Genomic DNA, 14565 nt, shown 5'->3' with positions numbered 1-14565 from the left:
GGATCCCTCCCGAAGAGCTCGAGTTCATGCGCCAGCAGGCCGAGGAGCGGGCGCGCGAGCGCAAGAACCGCCCTCCGGGGACGCGCGCCATGGGACCGCGTCCGGGGGGAGCGGGTCGGTACGTCCCCCGCGACAGCGGACCGCGCGGGCCACGGCCGCAGGGAGCGCCGCGCTACCCGGGCGCCCCGCCGCAACGCACGCCCTACCGCACCGGCGGGCCGCCGCAGGCCGGCCGCGCGCCCTACGGTAAGGATCGCCCCGCCGGACCGCGTGGAGGCGCACCCTACGCGCCTCGCGACCGCGGGCCCTATCCGCCGCGGGACCGTGCCTCCTATCCCGCGCAGCGCGACCGGACCCCCTATCCGCCGCCGCGCGAGCGCTTCCAGGGTCCGCCCTCCGCGCGCCCCGAGCGCCGTCCGAAGCCGTACCGCACCGGCGTGCAGAGCGCGGGCGAAGGGCCGCCTCGCGGCGTGCCCCTTCCCGAAGAGCCGCCGCTTTCGAAGCTGCAGGGCATTCTCATGGGCTACCAGCAGTCGGCGGCGCTCCTCGCCGCGCACTCGCTGGGCATCTTCCCCGAGGTCCACAAGCGGCCGCAGGTCGCGGCCGATCTGGCGCGTCGCCTGGACGCCGACCCGCGGGGGATGGAGACGCTGCTCGAGGCCCTGGTCGCGCTCGGGGTCCTGCACCGTCACGGCGCCACCTACGTCCTTCCCCGCGAGCTCGCGACCTACCTGGTCCCGTCCGATGGGGGCGCGACCGGGATGGTCGAAGCCGCCGCCGAGCTCTACGCCGCCTGGGGGGATCTCGCCCGCGCGGTGCGCGAGGGCGCGCCCCGCGTGCGGCTGAACAGCGAAGCGCTCGTGGAGGGCGATCCCGCGCGCGTCCGGCGCTACATCCGCGCCGTGCACACGGTGAGCCGTGAGGCGGCGGGGCGCGTCACCGAGTTGGCACCGCTCCTGCCCGGCTCGACGCTCCTCGACGTCGCGGGCGGATCGGGGATCTTCGCCGCCGAGTACGCGCGCCGCACGCCCGAGCTCCGGGCCACGCTGTTCGACCTGCCCCCCACGATCGACGTGGCGCGCGAGATCCTCCGCGAGGAGGGGTACGACGACGCGGTGGCGCTCTACCCGGGCGATTACCGGAGCGATCCGCTGCCCGGGCCCGTGGACACGCTGCTCCTCTCGAACGTGCTGCAGACCGAGGGGGAAGAGACCGCGCTGGAGCTCCTGCGCAAGGCCTGGGAGGCGATCCGTCCCGGAGGCACCCTCCTCGTGCACGGCATGATGCCGAGCGGGCCGGGGATGCCGACCGTGCCGCAGGCACTCTTCGGCCTTCGGATGTACCTGATCTTCGATTCCGGCCGCGCCTGGAGCGTGGAGCAGGTGTCCGAGTGGCTCGCGCGCGAGCGCTTCGCCGTGCGCTCCACCCGACCGCTCGGCGCTCCCTTCCAGAGCACGCTGATCGTCGCCTCGCGCCTCGAGTAGGCGCGCCGGGCCACGCCTCCGTGCCGGAGCTGCCGTTCCTCGAAGTCCTGGCCGAGAACCTCGCGGCCGGAGTCGCCGGGCGCCGCATCGAGTCGATCGCGGTCCGCCAGCCGGCGCTGCTCCGGACCGCCGTGCCGCCGGAGTCGTTCGCGGGCGAATTCCTGAGCCTGCCCTCGCGGCGCGGGAAGTACGTCGTGCTGGAGTGCGAATCCCGGCGCGCGATCGTGATCCACCTGATGCGCCTGGGCAGGCTCCGCCTGGCGCCGCCGCCGGCGCCGGGCGGCCCGGCGCGTCGTCCCGCGGGGAGCAAGGCGTGGTCGGCGCGGATCGCGTTCGATGACGGGTCGGCGCTGCTCCTGATCGAGCACGGCACGGAAAAGCGCGCGCGCCTGTGGCTGACCGACGACGCCGACGCGCTCGAAGAGCTGGCGGCCGTGGGTCCCGACCCCACGCGCGGCGAGCTCTCGGAAGAGCGGTTCCTCACGTCGCTCCGCGCGTCGTCCCGGCAGCTGAAGACGTTCCTCACCGATCAGCGGGCGATCGCGGGGATCGGAAACGGCCTCTCGGACGAGATCCTCTACGAAGCGCGGCTCTCGCCGCTCCGCCTGACCGGCCAGGTGACCGACGACGAAGCGCGGCGGCTCCACGCCGCGATCGGGGCGGTGCTGGAGCGGCAGACGGCGCTGCTTCGTGAGTCGGCCGCCGGAGAGCTGCCGCAGCGCGAGCCCAGCCAGCACTACGTCGTGCACGACCACGCGGGCTCGAAGTGCCCGCGCTGCGGGAGCGTGATCGCGAGGATCTCCTACGCCGACCACGAAACCTTCTACTGTCCCGGGTGCCAGACCGGCGGGGCGCCGCTCAAGGACAGGCGGCTGTCCAAGCTGTTGAAATAGAAGGGCGTACCGCGCTGTGAAGGCCGGTCGCGGGTCGGCCGATACCAAGGTATCCTTGCGCGGAAGGGTTCCCTGGCCGCATGGTAAGCGACGTCAGGCGGCTCCGAACCGCCGCCCCGGGGTATGAAGGAGCACATGAACGCAAGACGCCTCATCGGATCGCTGGTCGTGCTGGCCCTGCTCTTGGGATCGACGTTCGTTCCCCTGGCGAGGGCGGCGTGCGCGCTTCCGAGGGCGAACACGGCCGCCTGCCCGAGCTGCGCCGGCGCCCCTTCGTCGGCGGAAGCCTCGCTGGCCGCCGATCGCTCCTGCTGCGCGGCGCCGTCGACTCTGGCCGAGCGCGACCCCGCGACCTTCGTTCCCGGCGGAGGCCCCGGCGATGACCGCGCCCCGGCGGCCGCCGTCATTCTCCCCTCCGCCCGGGTCGCGATCGCCGTCCTGGCGCCGCGCGCCTCGCAGGCGGTCGCGGCCGATCCGCCCGGCCCTTCGCCGCCGCTCCTCCGGACCACCATCCTCCTGATCTGAAGCGCATCACCGCCACCGGTTGAGCCGGAGCCGGCGTCACGCCGCGCTCTCCGCTCCCGGCCGTCGTCGCTCGCCCGCGCGCGCTCGCGCGCCCGGAATCCGTTCACGAGCCATTCGAGGTGGTGATCGCATGCGCCTTCGCGCGCCGCTGTACCCGCTGCTCCTGTCGCTGGCCCTCGCCTGGCCGGCCGCCTCCGCGCGCGCCGCGCAGCCCTCCGAGGCGCCCGCGCCCCTGGATTCGATCTTCGGGGCCTCGAGCCTCGATCTGAATTCGCTCGAGAGCGCCGTCCTGAGCCGCAACCCTTCGCTCGCCGCGATGCGCTCGGCGTGGGAGGCGATGGAGGCGCGGGCGGACGCGGCCGGCGCCTGGGACGATCCCCGCGTCGAGGGAATGGTCGCTCCGCAAAGCTTCGGCTCTTCCGCCGGCCCGGGCTGGTCGGTCCAGGTCTCGCAGATGGTGCCGCTCTTCGGGCAGCGCGCCGCGATGGGGCAAGCGACCCGCGCCATGGCCCGGTCGATGCGCGAGGACTATCGCGCCATGAGGCTGGAGATGCTCCGCATGACGCGCGAGGTCTACTTCCAGCTCTATCTCGCGGCGCGCAGCATCGAGGTGAACCGCGAGATCGCGGGGCTCCTCGACCAGTTCCGCCGGGTCGCGCTGCAGAAGTACGCGGCCGGGACCGTGGGGCAGCAGGACGCCCTGCAGGCGGACGTCGAGCAGGGGATGCTGGAGCATCAGCTCTTCGCGGCCAGCCGCACGCGCGGGGAGGTCCAGGCGCGGCTGCGAGCCCTTCTCCACGACGAGACCGACCGCGCCTTTCCCGATCCGCCCCGCGATCTGCCCCACATCGGCCACCAGCTGGCGGACACAACGTTCGCCGCCGCCGCGGCCAACCGTCCCGAGCTGCGCGCGAACGCGGCCGCGATCGAAGCGCGCCGGGCCGAGATTGTCGCCGCGGGCCGCATGCGGCTTCCCGAGCTGATGCTGATCGGCCGCTACGACCGGACGATGGACGTGCCCGAGTGGCGCACGATGGTCGGCGCGGGCGTGACGCTTCCGCTCGGGTTCGGCAGGAGCGGCGCGGGCGTCCGCGCGGCGCGGGCGGAGCTTCGGCGCGCCGAGCAGGAGCGGATCGCGGAGTCCGACTCCATCCGCGCCCAGGTCGAGATCGCCCGGGCGCGCGTCCGGGAGAGCAGCCACGAGCTGGAGATCATCGAGACGCGGGTCGTTCCCGCCACCGAGCGCGCGCTCGCCTCGGTCCGCGCCGGCTATGAATCCAACCGGTCCGACTTCCTGACGCTCCTCACGGCCGAGCGGGATCTCGCGCGGGCCCGGCTCGACCGCTACCAGTCGATCGCAACCGTCCACATGGCTCTCGCCGATCTCGAGCGCGCCATCGGCCTCGAACCCGCGCCGCTGCGCGAGGAGGACTCCCGATGACGCCGAACGATCCGGGGCCGCGCGTCCCGAGAGGCCTCCTGCGGCTCGCCGCCCTGGCCGCGGCGATGCTCCTTGTCGCGGCCGCCGGCTGCTCCCGGAAGAGCACCGTCGCGACCACGAGCGAAACGCAACGGATCGGCGTCTTCCAAGTGGCGGCCGAGAGCCGGCCCGCGCGCCCGGTCGTCGGCGACAACCGCCTGGTGGTCACGCTCCGGGACGCGTCGGGGAAGCCGGTCCAGGGCGCGACGATCGAGATGTCCTCGGTCATGGAAGCGATGGGGACGATGCCGCGCATGCAGAGCCGCGGGGTCGTCACCGAAGCGCGGCCGGGCGTCTACGAGATCCGGTACGGGCTGGCCATGACGGGCGAGTGGGACCTCAACCTCGCGATCCGCGCTCCCGGAGGCGAGCAGGCCGTGGCGTCCTGGCGGCTGAGCACCAGCACCGACCAGCTCACCTTCGTGGCCGGAACGCCGCCGCCGGGGGCCCTGCCCTCCGGAGCGCCGTCGAATCCCGGCTCCGCGACGCCGGGTCTGGCCGCCGTTCCCGGCTTCGGCCCGGTGCTGCTCGACCCGACGCGCCGCCAGTCGATCGGCATCCGGACCACGGTGGCCGCGCCCCGTCCCATCCGGGCCACGATCCGCGCCGCGGGCAGGGTGACCTACGACGAAACGCGCCGGAGCGAGGTCTCGCTCAAGTTCTCGGGGTGGGTGCGTCGCATCCAGGTGAACTATGCCGGGCAGGTGGTCCGGCAGGGGGAACCGCTCGTCTCGGTGTACAGCCCCGAGCTCTTCTCCGCGCAGCAGGAATTCCTCCAGGCGCTTCGCGCGGTTCCCTCCGCCGGGGCGCCGGGGATGCCGGGGATGGGCTCCGGCGCGGCCGCCCCCGGCGCCGGGGCTGATCCCGAGCTCGCGGAGGCCGCGCGCCAGCGGCTCCGCCTCTGGGACATCACCCCCGCGCAGATCGACGCCATCGCGCGCTCGGGCAAGCCGCTCGAGGCGGTCCCGATCCTCGCGCCCGCAGGCGGGGTTGTCGTCGAGAAGAACGTGGTCGAGGGCTCGTCGTTCATGGCCGGCCAGGTGCTCTACAAGATCGCGCCGGTCCACCCGGTCTGGGTGGTCGCGAGCGTCTACCAGTACGAGCTGGCCCTGGTCCGGGCGGGCATGAACGCGGTGATCGAGACGCCCTTCCTGCCGGAGCGCACGCGCGCCGGCCGCGTCTCGTACGTGACGCCCTACCTCGACCCGAACACGCGCACGGGAGAGGTGCGCGTGACCGTTCCCAACGCGCGGGGCGACCTGAAGCCCGGCATGTTCGTCGACGTCACGCTGGAGCGCGACCTCGGCGTTCGCCTCGCCATCCCCCAGAGCGCGGTGCTCTACGAGGGGGATCGCAGCATCGTGTTCGTCGACCAGGGGGCCGCCGGCTTCGCGCCGCGGCAAGTCGAGCTTGGCGCCAAGGCGGGGGACGACGTGGAGGTGAAGTCCGGTATCGGGCCCGGGGACGTGATCGTCACGTCGGGCAATTTCCTGATCGCGGCCGAAAGCAAGCTCAGGGCCGCGACATCGGCGCCGTAGGAGGAAACGCGTGATCGCACGCTGCATCGCCTGGTGCGCTCGAAACCGGGGCCTCACCGTCGCCCTGGCCCTGGTCGCCGCCCTGTTCGGAGTCCGCGCCCTGCGGAACACGCCGCTCGACGCGATCCCCGATCTCTCGGACACGCAGGTCATCATCTCGACCGAGTGGATGGGGCGGAGCCCCGACCTGGTCGAGGACCAGATCACCTATCCCATCGTCACCGCCCTCCGCTCCGCGCCCGGCGTGCAGTACGTGCGCGGGCTCAGCATGATCGGCGACTCCTTCGTCTACGTCGTCTTCAAGGACGGCGTGGACGTCTACTGGGCGCGAAGTCGCGTGCTCGAGTATCTCGCCTCGCTGCAGGGGCGCCTTCCCGAGGGGGTGACGCCGCAGCTGGGGCCCGACGCGACCGGCGTGGGCTGGGTGTTCGAATACGCCCTCGTCGATACGGCCGGGCAGAACGACCTCGCGCAGATCCGCTCCTTCCAGGACTGGTACCTCCGCTACTGGCTCCAGAGCGTGGACGGAGTCGCCGAGGTGGCCTCGGTCGGCGGATTCGTCCGCCAGTACCAGGTGGATCTCGATCCGCGGCGGCTCGAGTCCTACCGACTCTCGCTCCGCGACGTGGACATGGCGATCCGCCGGTCGAACAAGGACGTCGGCGGCAACGTCCTCGAGATGTCCGAGCACGAGTACTTCGTGCGCGGCCGCGGCTACATCCACTCCACCCGGGACCTGGAGCAGGTCGTGGTCAAGGTCGGGGAGGACGGCGTGCCGGTGACCGTGGGGCAGCTGGGCGAGGTTCACCTCGGCCCCGAGCCCCGGCGGGGGATCGCGGAGCTGAACGGCAGGGGCGAGGTCGTGGGCGGCATCGTGATCATGCGGCAGAAGCAGAACGCGCTGCGCGTGATCCAGGGGGTGAAGCGCCGCCTAGAGGAGGTGAAGGGGGCGTTTCCGCCCGGCATCCAGCTCGTGGTCACCTATGACCGGTCGACCCTGATCGACAACGCCGTGCGAACGCTCCGGCACGAGCTGCTCCAGGAAATGCTGATCGTCAGCCTCGTGATCGTCGTCTTCCTGTTCCACTTCCGGAGCGCGCTCATCCCCATCCTCACCCTGCCGATTGCCGTGGTCCTCTCCTTCATCCTCATGCAGGCACAGGGGCTCACGGCGAACATCATGTCGCTGGGCGGGATCGCGGTGGCGATCGGGGCGATGGTGGACGCGTCGATCATCATGGTCGAGAACGTGCACAAGAAGCTCGAGGCGTGGGAGGCGGGCGGGAAGGCCGGGCCGCGCTCCGAGGTCATCGTCCGCGGGCTCCAGGAGGTCGGCCGTCCGGTCTTCTTCGCGCTCATGGTCATCACCGTCTCGTTCCTCCCGATCTTCACGCTCGAGGCGACCGAGGGGCGGCTGTTCAAGCCGCTCGCCTACACCAAGACCTACTCCATGTTCTTCGCGGCCCTTCTCGCGGTCACGCTCACCCCGGCGCTCGCCGCCTGGTTCATCCGGGGAAGGATCCGGCCGGAGCGCGACCACCCGATCAGCCGGCGCCTGGTGAACGCCTACGCGCCGGTCGTGCGCTTCTCGGTCCGCCATCGCCGCTGGGTCGTGCTGGGGGCCGTGCTTCTCGTCCTTTCGACCATCCCGGTCTACCTGCGGCTCGGGAGCGAGTTCATGCCGCCCCTGAACGAGGGGACCATTCTCCACATGCCCACCGCGCCCCCCGGCATGTCGGCCACCGAGGCGGGTCGCGTGCTGCAGTACATGGATCAGAAGCTCAAGGAGATCCCCGAGGTCGCGACGGTCTTCGGAAAGATCGGCCGCGCCAGGACCGCGACCGACCCCGCGCCGATGTCGATGGTCGAGACGGTGGTCACGCTGAAGCCCGAATCCCAGTGGCGGCCGGGGATGACCTGGGAGGGCCTCATCGCCGACATGGACCGCCGGGTCCGCGTGCCCGGCATGCCCAATGTCTGGTGGATGCCGATCCAGACGCGGAACGAGATGCTCGCGACGGGCGTCCGGAGCGCGGTCGGGGTCAAGGTCTACGGGCCCGACCTCGCCACGATCGAGCGGCTCGCCGTCCAGGTGGAGCGCGCGCTGCAGGACGTGCCCGGCACGCGGAGCGCCTTCGCCGAGCGGATCATGGGAGGGCTCTTCCTCGACTTCGACATCGACCGGGCGGAGGCCGCGCGGTACGGGCTGACGGTCGAGGACGTGCAGGACGTGATCGAAACCGCGGTCGGAGGGATGCCGGTCTCTCAGGCGGTGGAGGGGCGCGAGCGCTATCCCATCAACGTCCGGTACGCGCGCGGCTTCCGAGAGGACCCGGACGCGCTGGGCCGGATCCTGGTGCCCACGATGACGGGGGAGCAGGTCCCGCTGGCCCAGCTGGCGAAGCTCCAGTTCCGCACCGGTCCCCCCATGATCCAGGAGGAGGACGGTCAGCTGTTCGGACTCGTCTCGGTGGACGTCGCGGGCCGGCCGCTCGCGCAGTACGTGCACGACGCGAAGGAGGCCGTCGCGAAGCGCGTGGCCCTGCCTCCGCGCTACCGGCTCGACTGGTCGGGACAGTTCAAGTACTACGAGCGCGCCGCCGCGCGGCTCATGCTGGTGGTCCCGATCACGCTCCTCCTCGTCTTCGGGCTGCTCTGGTTCAACACGCGCTCGGTCGCCGAGTCCTCCCTCGTCATGCTCGCCGTCCCCTTCTCGCTGGTCGGCGCGATCTGGATCCTCTGGATCCTGGGCTACCACCTGAGCGTGGCCGTCTGGGTGGGGATGATCGCGCTCGCGGGGCTCGACGCGGAGACCGGCGTGGTGATGCTGCTCTACCTGAAGCTCGCGCATCGCGAGCGGGAAGCGCGCGGGGCGCTCCGCGATCGCGCGGACCTGGCCGAGGCCATCGTCGAGGGCGCCGCGCATCGCATCCGCCCGAAGATGATGACCGTCTGCGCCATCCTCTTCGGCCTCCTCCCGATCCTCTTCGGACAGGGAAGCGGGGCCGACGTCATGAAGCGCATCGCCGCCCCGATGGCCGGGGGGGTGATCACGTCGTTCCTTCTCGAGCTGGTCGTCTATCCCGCGATCTACGCGGGGTGGAAGGGCCGCCGCCTGCCGGAGCGTTCGACCGGTCCGGCTTCATCCGCAGCACCCCAAGGAGATCCACGATGAAACGCATCCTGCTCGCCGCCCTCGTCCTCGCCGTGCTCGTCGTCGTCGCGGGCGGCTGTCAGCGCTCCTCGCAAGCCGCGCCGCAGACCGTGAAGGTCTCGGTGACCGACGCCGGATTCGTCCCGTCCGAGCTCAAGGTCAAGAACGGCGTTCCGGTCGTCCTGCTCGTGACGCGCACCACGGACGAGACGTGCGCCAAGGAGATCGTCATTCCCGACCAGCACATCCGGCGTGCGCTTCCGCTGAATCAGCCGGTCGCGATCACCTTCACGCCGGAGAAGAGGGGAGCCATCAAGTACGCGTGCGGGATGGAGATGGTGTCCGGCACGCTGCGGGTTCAGTGACTTCGGTCTAGCGAAGCGTCACGCGCGCGAACAACATCGTCGACCTGGGGTCCGTTCCGTAATCGCCGCGCAGCCCGGCGGGAACGGCGGCGACCGTCGCGAGGATCCCGATCCCCGCCGCGGCGTGTCCGCGCTTCCAGAGATCGAAGCGGTACCCGCCGCTCCACGAGCCCACGTCGTAGACGGTCCCGGCGCGCGGATCACCCTCGGGAACGAGCTCGTTCTTCTCGACCCGTTCGGCGCGCGCGAAGACGGTGTGCCGTCCGGCGATCTCCAGCGCCGCCTCGGCGGTGAAGGCATCCAGCGCGGGACCCGGCCGGTCCCGATTCCGCCCCCACGCCGCCGTGACCTCCGCGTGTCCCGGTTTCAGATCCGCCGCCCAGATCGCCGAAGCGGTCGTGCGATCGACGTCGATCCCCGGCTCGAGGGACTCGGGACCCTTCAGCCGCCCGCGGCTCGCCTGGAGGGCGAGCGCCGGGGTCGGGTTCCACGACAGGCGGAAGGCGTGCGAATCGAGCTTCGGTGTCTCGACGTCCCAGCGGTTCTCGTCGGGCTCGCGGCCCCGGAACGCCGAGGCCTCCACCTTCCACGCGCCCGCCACCGCTCCCGCCGTCAGCACGCCGAACGTGATGTGCGACGAGTCCAGCCAGTGGTGGGTGATCGGAGCCTGGGGAAAGGCCGCACCCGAGAAACGGTGCATGAAGGCGGGGGGCCCGAGCGCGGGCTCGCCGGGGAGTCCGCCGTAGAGAAAGACCGAGCGGCTCCCGCTCGAGAGGCTGTAGCTGAGCGAGAGCTCCATGAAGAGATCGTGGGGGTGCTGCCGGTCGATGAGCGGCGTGCGGCCGTCCGAGGTCTCGCCGGTCTGGAGGAGCAGCGGATAGCCCTTCTTCCCGATCGTCGCGGGCTCGGCCGAGAGCATCGCGCGTACTCCGAGCCGTCCGGGCCCGAGATCCCGCCGCGCCATTCCCATGATCATGTTGGCACCGAACCGCTTCTCGTCGCCGCGCGGACCTCCCTGATCGTCGGCGACCAGGTCGGCGAAGCCGTGCAGCATCAGCATCCAGCGCCCGGCCATCCGGTGGACGCCCAGGTGGCGCGCCCGATCCGGCTGCCACGAGGTGCCCGACGCCTCGCGCGTCATGGGGTAGGACCCGTAGAGTCCGGTCATCGCCGCGTGCCCGTGCATCGGCATCGCGTGGTCCATCGGCATCTCGTGGTCCATCGGCATCGCCGCGGCCGAGTCGGCGGGCATCGGGTGGTCGTGCATCGACGCGTGGTCGTGCATCTGCGCCGGCCCTGGCGCGGCGGCGGCCATCGCAGCGAACGCCGCCGCGGCCCCGATCGACGCGCGGACCCTTCTCATCGCGACGCTTCGTGGGTCCCGTGGGCCAGGGGACTGCCCTCGGCGGACCGCAGCCACTGAACGTAGGCCCAGAGCGCATCCACGTCGCCCGGCTGGAGGTGCTTCTCGAAGGCCGGCATCTTGAGGACGGCGCGGCGAAGGAAGAATTGCGCGAGCGCGTCGTGCTCGAACCGGTCGCTGACTCCGTCCTCGACCCAGTCCTTGAATTCGTCGCGGCTCCGAACCAGGTCGGGGAAGTCGGCCCCGTCCCACGAGGGGACGTAGCCCTTGAGCGATCCCGGATTGGCGCGCGCCAGCCGGCCCCCGGCGCCATGGCAGCCGGTGCAGCCCAGGCTGTCGGCGCGCTCCAGGCCGCGCGCCGCGATCGAGTCCTCGGGCGAGGGGCTCCCGGACATGGCCATGACGTAGGCGACCAAGTCGGCTATCCGGTCCTCGGACACGTTCCCCCGGAACGCGGGCATCTTGAGGATGCCGCTCTCGCGCTGGGCGCGCCATGTGGCGCTCTGCTGCCGCCTGGCCGTGACGCCGTCATGGATCCACTCGTGAATCTCGGCGGCGCCCGAGGCGAACATCATCACGTCCCCCTCGAAATTGGGAACGGTCTTGTCGGTGCGGCCCGGGTTCATCGCGCCGCGCGTGCCGCCGGGACCGTGGCAGCCGAAGCAGCCCATCGACTCGGCGAGACGCCGGCCGCGCTCGGCGGCCGGCAGGTGGGGGCGGAAGATGGAGAGCGCCGCGCCGATTCCCACGGCGGCGGCGGCGATCACGAGCAGGGTCACGGCACGTCTCATCGCGGCTCCTCGCGGCGGGTCCCGGTCGTCATGGCCGGAAGTCCGCGGACTCCGGCCGGATCGTCCGAGCGGGATTGTCACGGTTCACCGCGTCCGCGACAAGAGGCGGGGTGGGCGCCGGGCCGCCCCCTCGCCTGTCCGCCTCGTCTGTGCGATGCTCTCCAGGCATGGGGGAAGGGGCAGGGGACTCGAACGGAGCCGGCTGGGACGGCGCGCGGGACCCCGGTGACGATCCCGGCTTCGGCCGGGCGCGAAAGGAGTCGTGTCCATGAGGAATGCGTGGAAGGGGCGGGAGGCGCGCCGGGTGGCCGTCCTTCTCGCCATGACGCTGGCGCTGGCGGGCGGATGCTCGTCCAAGAAGGAGCCGAAGACGGTGAAGGCGCCGCCGGGGAACAAGGACGTGCCGATCCAGGTGACCGAGCACGGATTCGAGCCCGCGCGGATCGAAGTCGTGAAGGGATCCAACGCGACGCTGGTCTTCACGCGGATCACCGACCGCACCTGCGCCAAGGACATCGTGATCAACGGCAACGGCGCGCACCTCGACCTGCCGCTGAATCAGCCGGTGCGGATCGGCCTCGGCACGGTGAACACGAACATCCCGTTCGCGTGCGGGATGAAGATGGTCACCGGCGAGGTGGTCGCCGTCGCGCAGTAGCGCTCCCGCCCGCGAACCGAAAGGAGGAGGAGTGACGCGTTCCCAACGTCGCATCCGAATCACGCCCGAGATCGTCGCCTACGTTCGGAAAACCGAAGCCTACCGCGCCGGCCGGGATCCCATCCGGCTGATGCGGGGACACGCCGGCCGCCTGGAACGCGCGGTCGGCGGACTCACGACCGCTCAGCTTCGGCGCCGGCCGGCTCCGGGGAAATGGTCGATCGCGGACATCCTGGGGCACCTCCTCGACACCGAGGTGGTCTACGGCTACCGCTACCGGATGGCGCTCTGTGAATCGGGCTCGCCGATCCAGGGCTACGACCAGGCCGGATGGGCGAAGACGTTCCGCGGACGGCGCGTGAGCACGGCGGCGCTGCTCCGCCGGATCCGGCAGCTGCGCGAAGTGAACCTCGAGCTCGTGACGGGGGTGCCGCGGAGCTGGTGGACGCGGTACGGGATGCATTCCGAGCGGGGGAAGGAGACGGTGCGGCGAACGCTGGAGCTGATCGCGGGGCACGACCTGAACCACCTGGATCAGATCATGGCGATCCGGAAGAAGTACGGCTGGACCGTGCGGGCGCCCCGCGCGCTGCGTCCACGAGCGCGGCGGCGAGCCGCCGCGTGACCTCGGAGCCGCGCATCCGCTCCGGGTGCCACTGGACGCCGAGGTAGAAGGGGCGGTCCTCCCGCTCGATCGCCTCGATCACGCCGTCCACGGCGCGCGCCCCGACGCGCCACCCCGGCGCCACGCTCGCGATCGCCTGATGGTGATAGCTGTTCACGCGCGCGCGCGCCACGCCCAGGAGCTCGCGAAGGCGGCTTCCCGGCTCGATCACGACGTCGTGATCGGGAGAACCTCCCTCATCGTCGTCCTCGTGCTCCGCCGCGCCGGGCAGGTCCTCGGGCAGATGCTGGTGCAGGGTGCCCCGCCCCGCCACGTTCATCACCTGCGTTCCCAGACAGACCCCCAGCGTGGGGCGCTCCAGCTCCAGCGTGGCCGCCGCGTAGGCGAAATCGGACGCGACGCGGTCGGCGTGGGCCAGACGCTCGCGATCGCGCGTCTCCTGGCCGTACCGCTCCGCCTCGATGTCCTTGCCGCCCGTCATGAGGAGGCCGTCGAGGCGCGCCAGCACCTCGCGCGCCTCCGCGGCGGTGGAGACGGCCGGCACGATGAGGGGGATCGCTCCCGCCTCGGCGATCATCGCGACGTACTGGGAGAGCACCACGTGCTCGGTCCCGCGGTTCTTCGTGTCGCGAATGTTGGGCGTGATGCCGATCAGCGGCTTGGCCATCAATATCCTCGTGCCGGATCCACTTCGTTCCAGAGCGGCCTTCCGTCCAGCCAGCGTCCGAGGTTCGCCCGGAAGAGGGCCATCGAGCGCGGCCAGTAGCCGGTCGAGAGGCCGGACACGTGCGGCGTCAGGATCACGTTGTTCAGCGTATAAAGAGGGCTCTCCGGCGGCAAGGGCTCGCGCTCGAACACGTCGAGCGCGGCGGCCGCGGGGCGGCCGGCCCGGAGCGCCTCCACCAGGTCCGCCTCGCGGACGATCTTCCCCCGCGCGATGTTCACCAGCCAGGACCCGGGCCGCATGCGCGCGAGCGCGCGCGCGTCGAAGCGCCCCTCGGTCTCCTCGGTGAGCGCCGCGGAGATCACGATCGCGTCCGACTCCTCGAGGAAGCGGTCGAAGTCTCCGGGGCCGTACACGGCGGCGAGCGCCGGCTCCTCCCGCGGGAGGCCGATCGTGTCGAGGAGGCCGGGATCCCACGTCCGGGGCGCGGGATCCCGCTTCAGCGCCACGACCCGCATCCCGAACGCGAGCGCGCGGCGCGCCGTCTCGCGCGCGATCGCCCCGTAGCCGTAGAGGCCCAGGGTGCGGCCCGCCAGCTCCCGCGGCACCTCGGGGAGCGAGAACCAGCTCTCGCGGTCCATCGCCCCGGTGGCCTGCTGGCGCGCGGCGCGCGGCAGGTCGCGCGCCAGGGAGAGCAGCATCCCCATGACGTGCTCGGCGATCGGGATCGCGTGCACGCCGCGGGAGTTGGTGATGCGGGGCGCCTGGGCGCGGATCGAGGGGGTGAGGTAGGCGCCGACGCCGGCGGCGGGCGCATGCAGCCAGCGGAGCGATCGGGCGCGCGCGAAGACCGCGTCCCCGAGGCCCCAGCAGAAGAGGATCTCCGCGCGCTCGATGGCCGCCTCGATCGCGGCGTCATCCCGCGCGTTCTCCACGCGCACCGAGGGGAAGTCGCGGCGGAGCGCCTCCACGGCCTGGTCGGGAATGGTCCAGGCCGGGGCGCTCTGCAGCGCGATCAAGAGCTC

13 protein-coding genes are annotated in these 14565 nt (G+C 71.8%); 9 read left to right on the top strand and 4 right to left on the bottom strand.

Annotated elements, in window-relative coordinates; all coding sequences use genetic code 11:
* The 7 genes from VE326_08070 to VE326_08040 all read left to right on the top strand — a co-directional run.
* On the top strand, positions 1-1484 hold a 1484-nt coding region (locus tag VE326_08070; GenBank protein HYJ33160.1), incomplete at its 5' end, for a methyltransferase.
* 20 nt (positions 1485-1504) lie between these two features.
* Positions 1505-2377, top strand: coding sequence for a DNA-formamidopyrimidine glycosylase family protein (locus VE326_08065; GenBank protein ID HYJ33159.1), 873 nt, complete (start codon positions 1505-1507; stop codon positions 2375-2377).
* 135 nt (positions 2378-2512) lie between these two features.
* Positions 2513-2902 carry a hypothetical protein gene (locus tag VE326_08060; GenBank protein ID HYJ33158.1) on the top strand — a complete coding sequence of 130 codons (390 nt, stop codon included), beginning with the start codon at positions 2513-2515 and terminating at the stop codon, positions 2900-2902.
* Between the two features lie 130 nt (positions 2903-3032).
* The gene (locus VE326_08055; GenBank protein HYJ33157.1) at positions 3033-4343 is read left to right on the top strand and encodes a TolC family protein; all 1311 of its coding nucleotides are present in this window, start codon (positions 3033-3035) and stop codon (positions 4341-4343) included.
* On the top strand, positions 4340-5920 hold the full coding sequence (locus tag VE326_08050) for an efflux RND transporter periplasmic adaptor subunit (GenBank protein ID HYJ33156.1): 1581 nt from the start codon (positions 4340-4342) through the stop codon (positions 5918-5920). The genes VE326_08055 and VE326_08050 overlap by 4 nt, the downstream gene beginning before the upstream one ends.
* Before the next feature lie 10 nt (positions 5921-5930).
* On the top strand, positions 5931-9095 hold the full coding sequence (locus VE326_08045) for a CusA/CzcA family heavy metal efflux RND transporter (protein ID HYJ33155.1): 3165 nt from the start codon (positions 5931-5933) through the stop codon (positions 9093-9095).
* Positions 9092-9439: a cupredoxin domain-containing protein gene (locus VE326_08040; GenBank protein ID HYJ33154.1), complete on the top strand. Its 348-nt coding sequence runs from the start codon at positions 9092-9094 to the stop codon at positions 9437-9439. The genes VE326_08045 and VE326_08040 overlap by 4 nt, the downstream gene beginning before the upstream one ends.
* A gap of 7 nt (positions 9440-9446) precedes the next feature.
* Here the strand turns inward: VE326_08040 and VE326_08035 are convergent, their stop codons facing one another.
* Entirely contained in the window at positions 9447-10802 is a 1356-nt protein-coding gene (locus VE326_08035) for a hypothetical protein (GenBank protein HYJ33153.1), read from the bottom strand.
* Positions 10799-11593 (bottom strand): c-type cytochrome, encoded by a 795-nt coding sequence (locus VE326_08030; protein ID HYJ33152.1) that lies wholly within the window; start codon positions 11591-11593, stop codon positions 10799-10801. The genes VE326_08035 and VE326_08030 overlap by 4 nt, the downstream gene beginning before the upstream one ends.
* A 268-nt stretch (positions 11594-11861) precedes the next feature.
* On the opposite strand from VE326_08030, the gene VE326_08025 reads away from it, so the two are divergent.
* Together VE326_08025 and VE326_08020 are read left to right on the top strand one after the other, a co-directional pair.
* A complete protein-coding gene (locus VE326_08025; protein ID HYJ33151.1) occupies positions 11862-12251 on the top strand; it encodes a cupredoxin domain-containing protein in 390 nt (129 codons plus the stop codon).
* A 31-nt stretch (positions 12252-12282) separates the two neighbouring features.
* Positions 12283-12876: a DinB family protein gene (locus tag VE326_08020; GenBank protein HYJ33150.1), complete on the top strand. Its 594-nt coding sequence runs from the start codon at positions 12283-12285 to the stop codon at positions 12874-12876.
* Here VE326_08020 and VE326_08015 read toward each other — a convergent pair.
* Together VE326_08015 and VE326_08010 are read right to left on the bottom strand one after the other, a co-directional pair.
* The gene (locus tag VE326_08015; GenBank protein HYJ33149.1) at positions 12791-13543 is read right to left on the bottom strand and encodes a gamma-glutamyl-gamma-aminobutyrate hydrolase family protein; all 753 of its coding nucleotides are present in this window, start codon (positions 13541-13543) and stop codon (positions 12791-12793) included. The two genes, VE326_08020 and VE326_08015, sit on opposite strands and share 86 nt — an antisense overlap.
* Positions 13543-14559, bottom strand: a complete 1017-nt coding sequence (locus VE326_08010; GenBank protein ID HYJ33148.1) for a D-2-hydroxyacid dehydrogenase — start codon at positions 14557-14559, stop codon at positions 13543-13545. The genes VE326_08015 and VE326_08010 overlap by 1 nt, the downstream gene beginning before the upstream one ends.
* Positions 14560-14565 lie beyond the last annotated feature (6 nt).

It is taken from the genome of Candidatus Binatia bacterium (genome assembly GCA_035631035.1).
Lineage (GTDB): Bacteria > Eisenbacteria > RBG-16-71-46 > SZUA-252 > SZUA-252 > DASQJL01.
The sequence above is the reverse complement of the archived record's forward strand: the minus strand, read 5'-3'. Positions and strand labels throughout refer to the sequence as shown.

Excerpts from the sequence above, each read along its gene's own strand:
- VE326_08060 (HYJ33158.1), top strand. The coding sequence starts at position 2,513 with ATGAACGCAAGACGCCTCATCGGATCGCTGGTCGTGCTGGCCCTGCTC.
- VE326_08055 (HYJ33157.1), top strand. The coding sequence starts at position 3,033 with ATGCGCCTTCGCGCGCCGCTGTACCCGCTGCTCCTGTCGCTGGCCCTC.
- VE326_08050 (HYJ33156.1), top strand. The coding sequence starts at position 4,340 with ATGACGCCGAACGATCCGGGGCCGCGCGTCCCGAGAGGCCTCCTGCGG.
- VE326_08040 (HYJ33154.1), top strand. The coding sequence starts at position 9,092 with ATGAAACGCATCCTGCTCGCCGCCCTCGTCCTCGCCGTGCTCGTCGTC.
- VE326_08035 (HYJ33153.1), bottom strand. The coding sequence starts at position 10,802 with ATGAGAAGGGTCCGCGCGTCGATCGGGGCCGCGGCGGCGTTCGCTGCG.
- VE326_08030 (HYJ33152.1), bottom strand. The coding sequence starts at position 11,593 with ATGAGACGTGCCGTGACCCTGCTCGTGATCGCCGCCGCCGCCGTGGGA.
- VE326_08025 (HYJ33151.1), top strand. The coding sequence starts at position 11,862 with ATGAGGAATGCGTGGAAGGGGCGGGAGGCGCGCCGGGTGGCCGTCCTT.
- VE326_08015 (HYJ33149.1), bottom strand. The coding sequence starts at position 13,543 with ATGGCCAAGCCGCTGATCGGCATCACGCCCAACATTCGCGACACGAAG.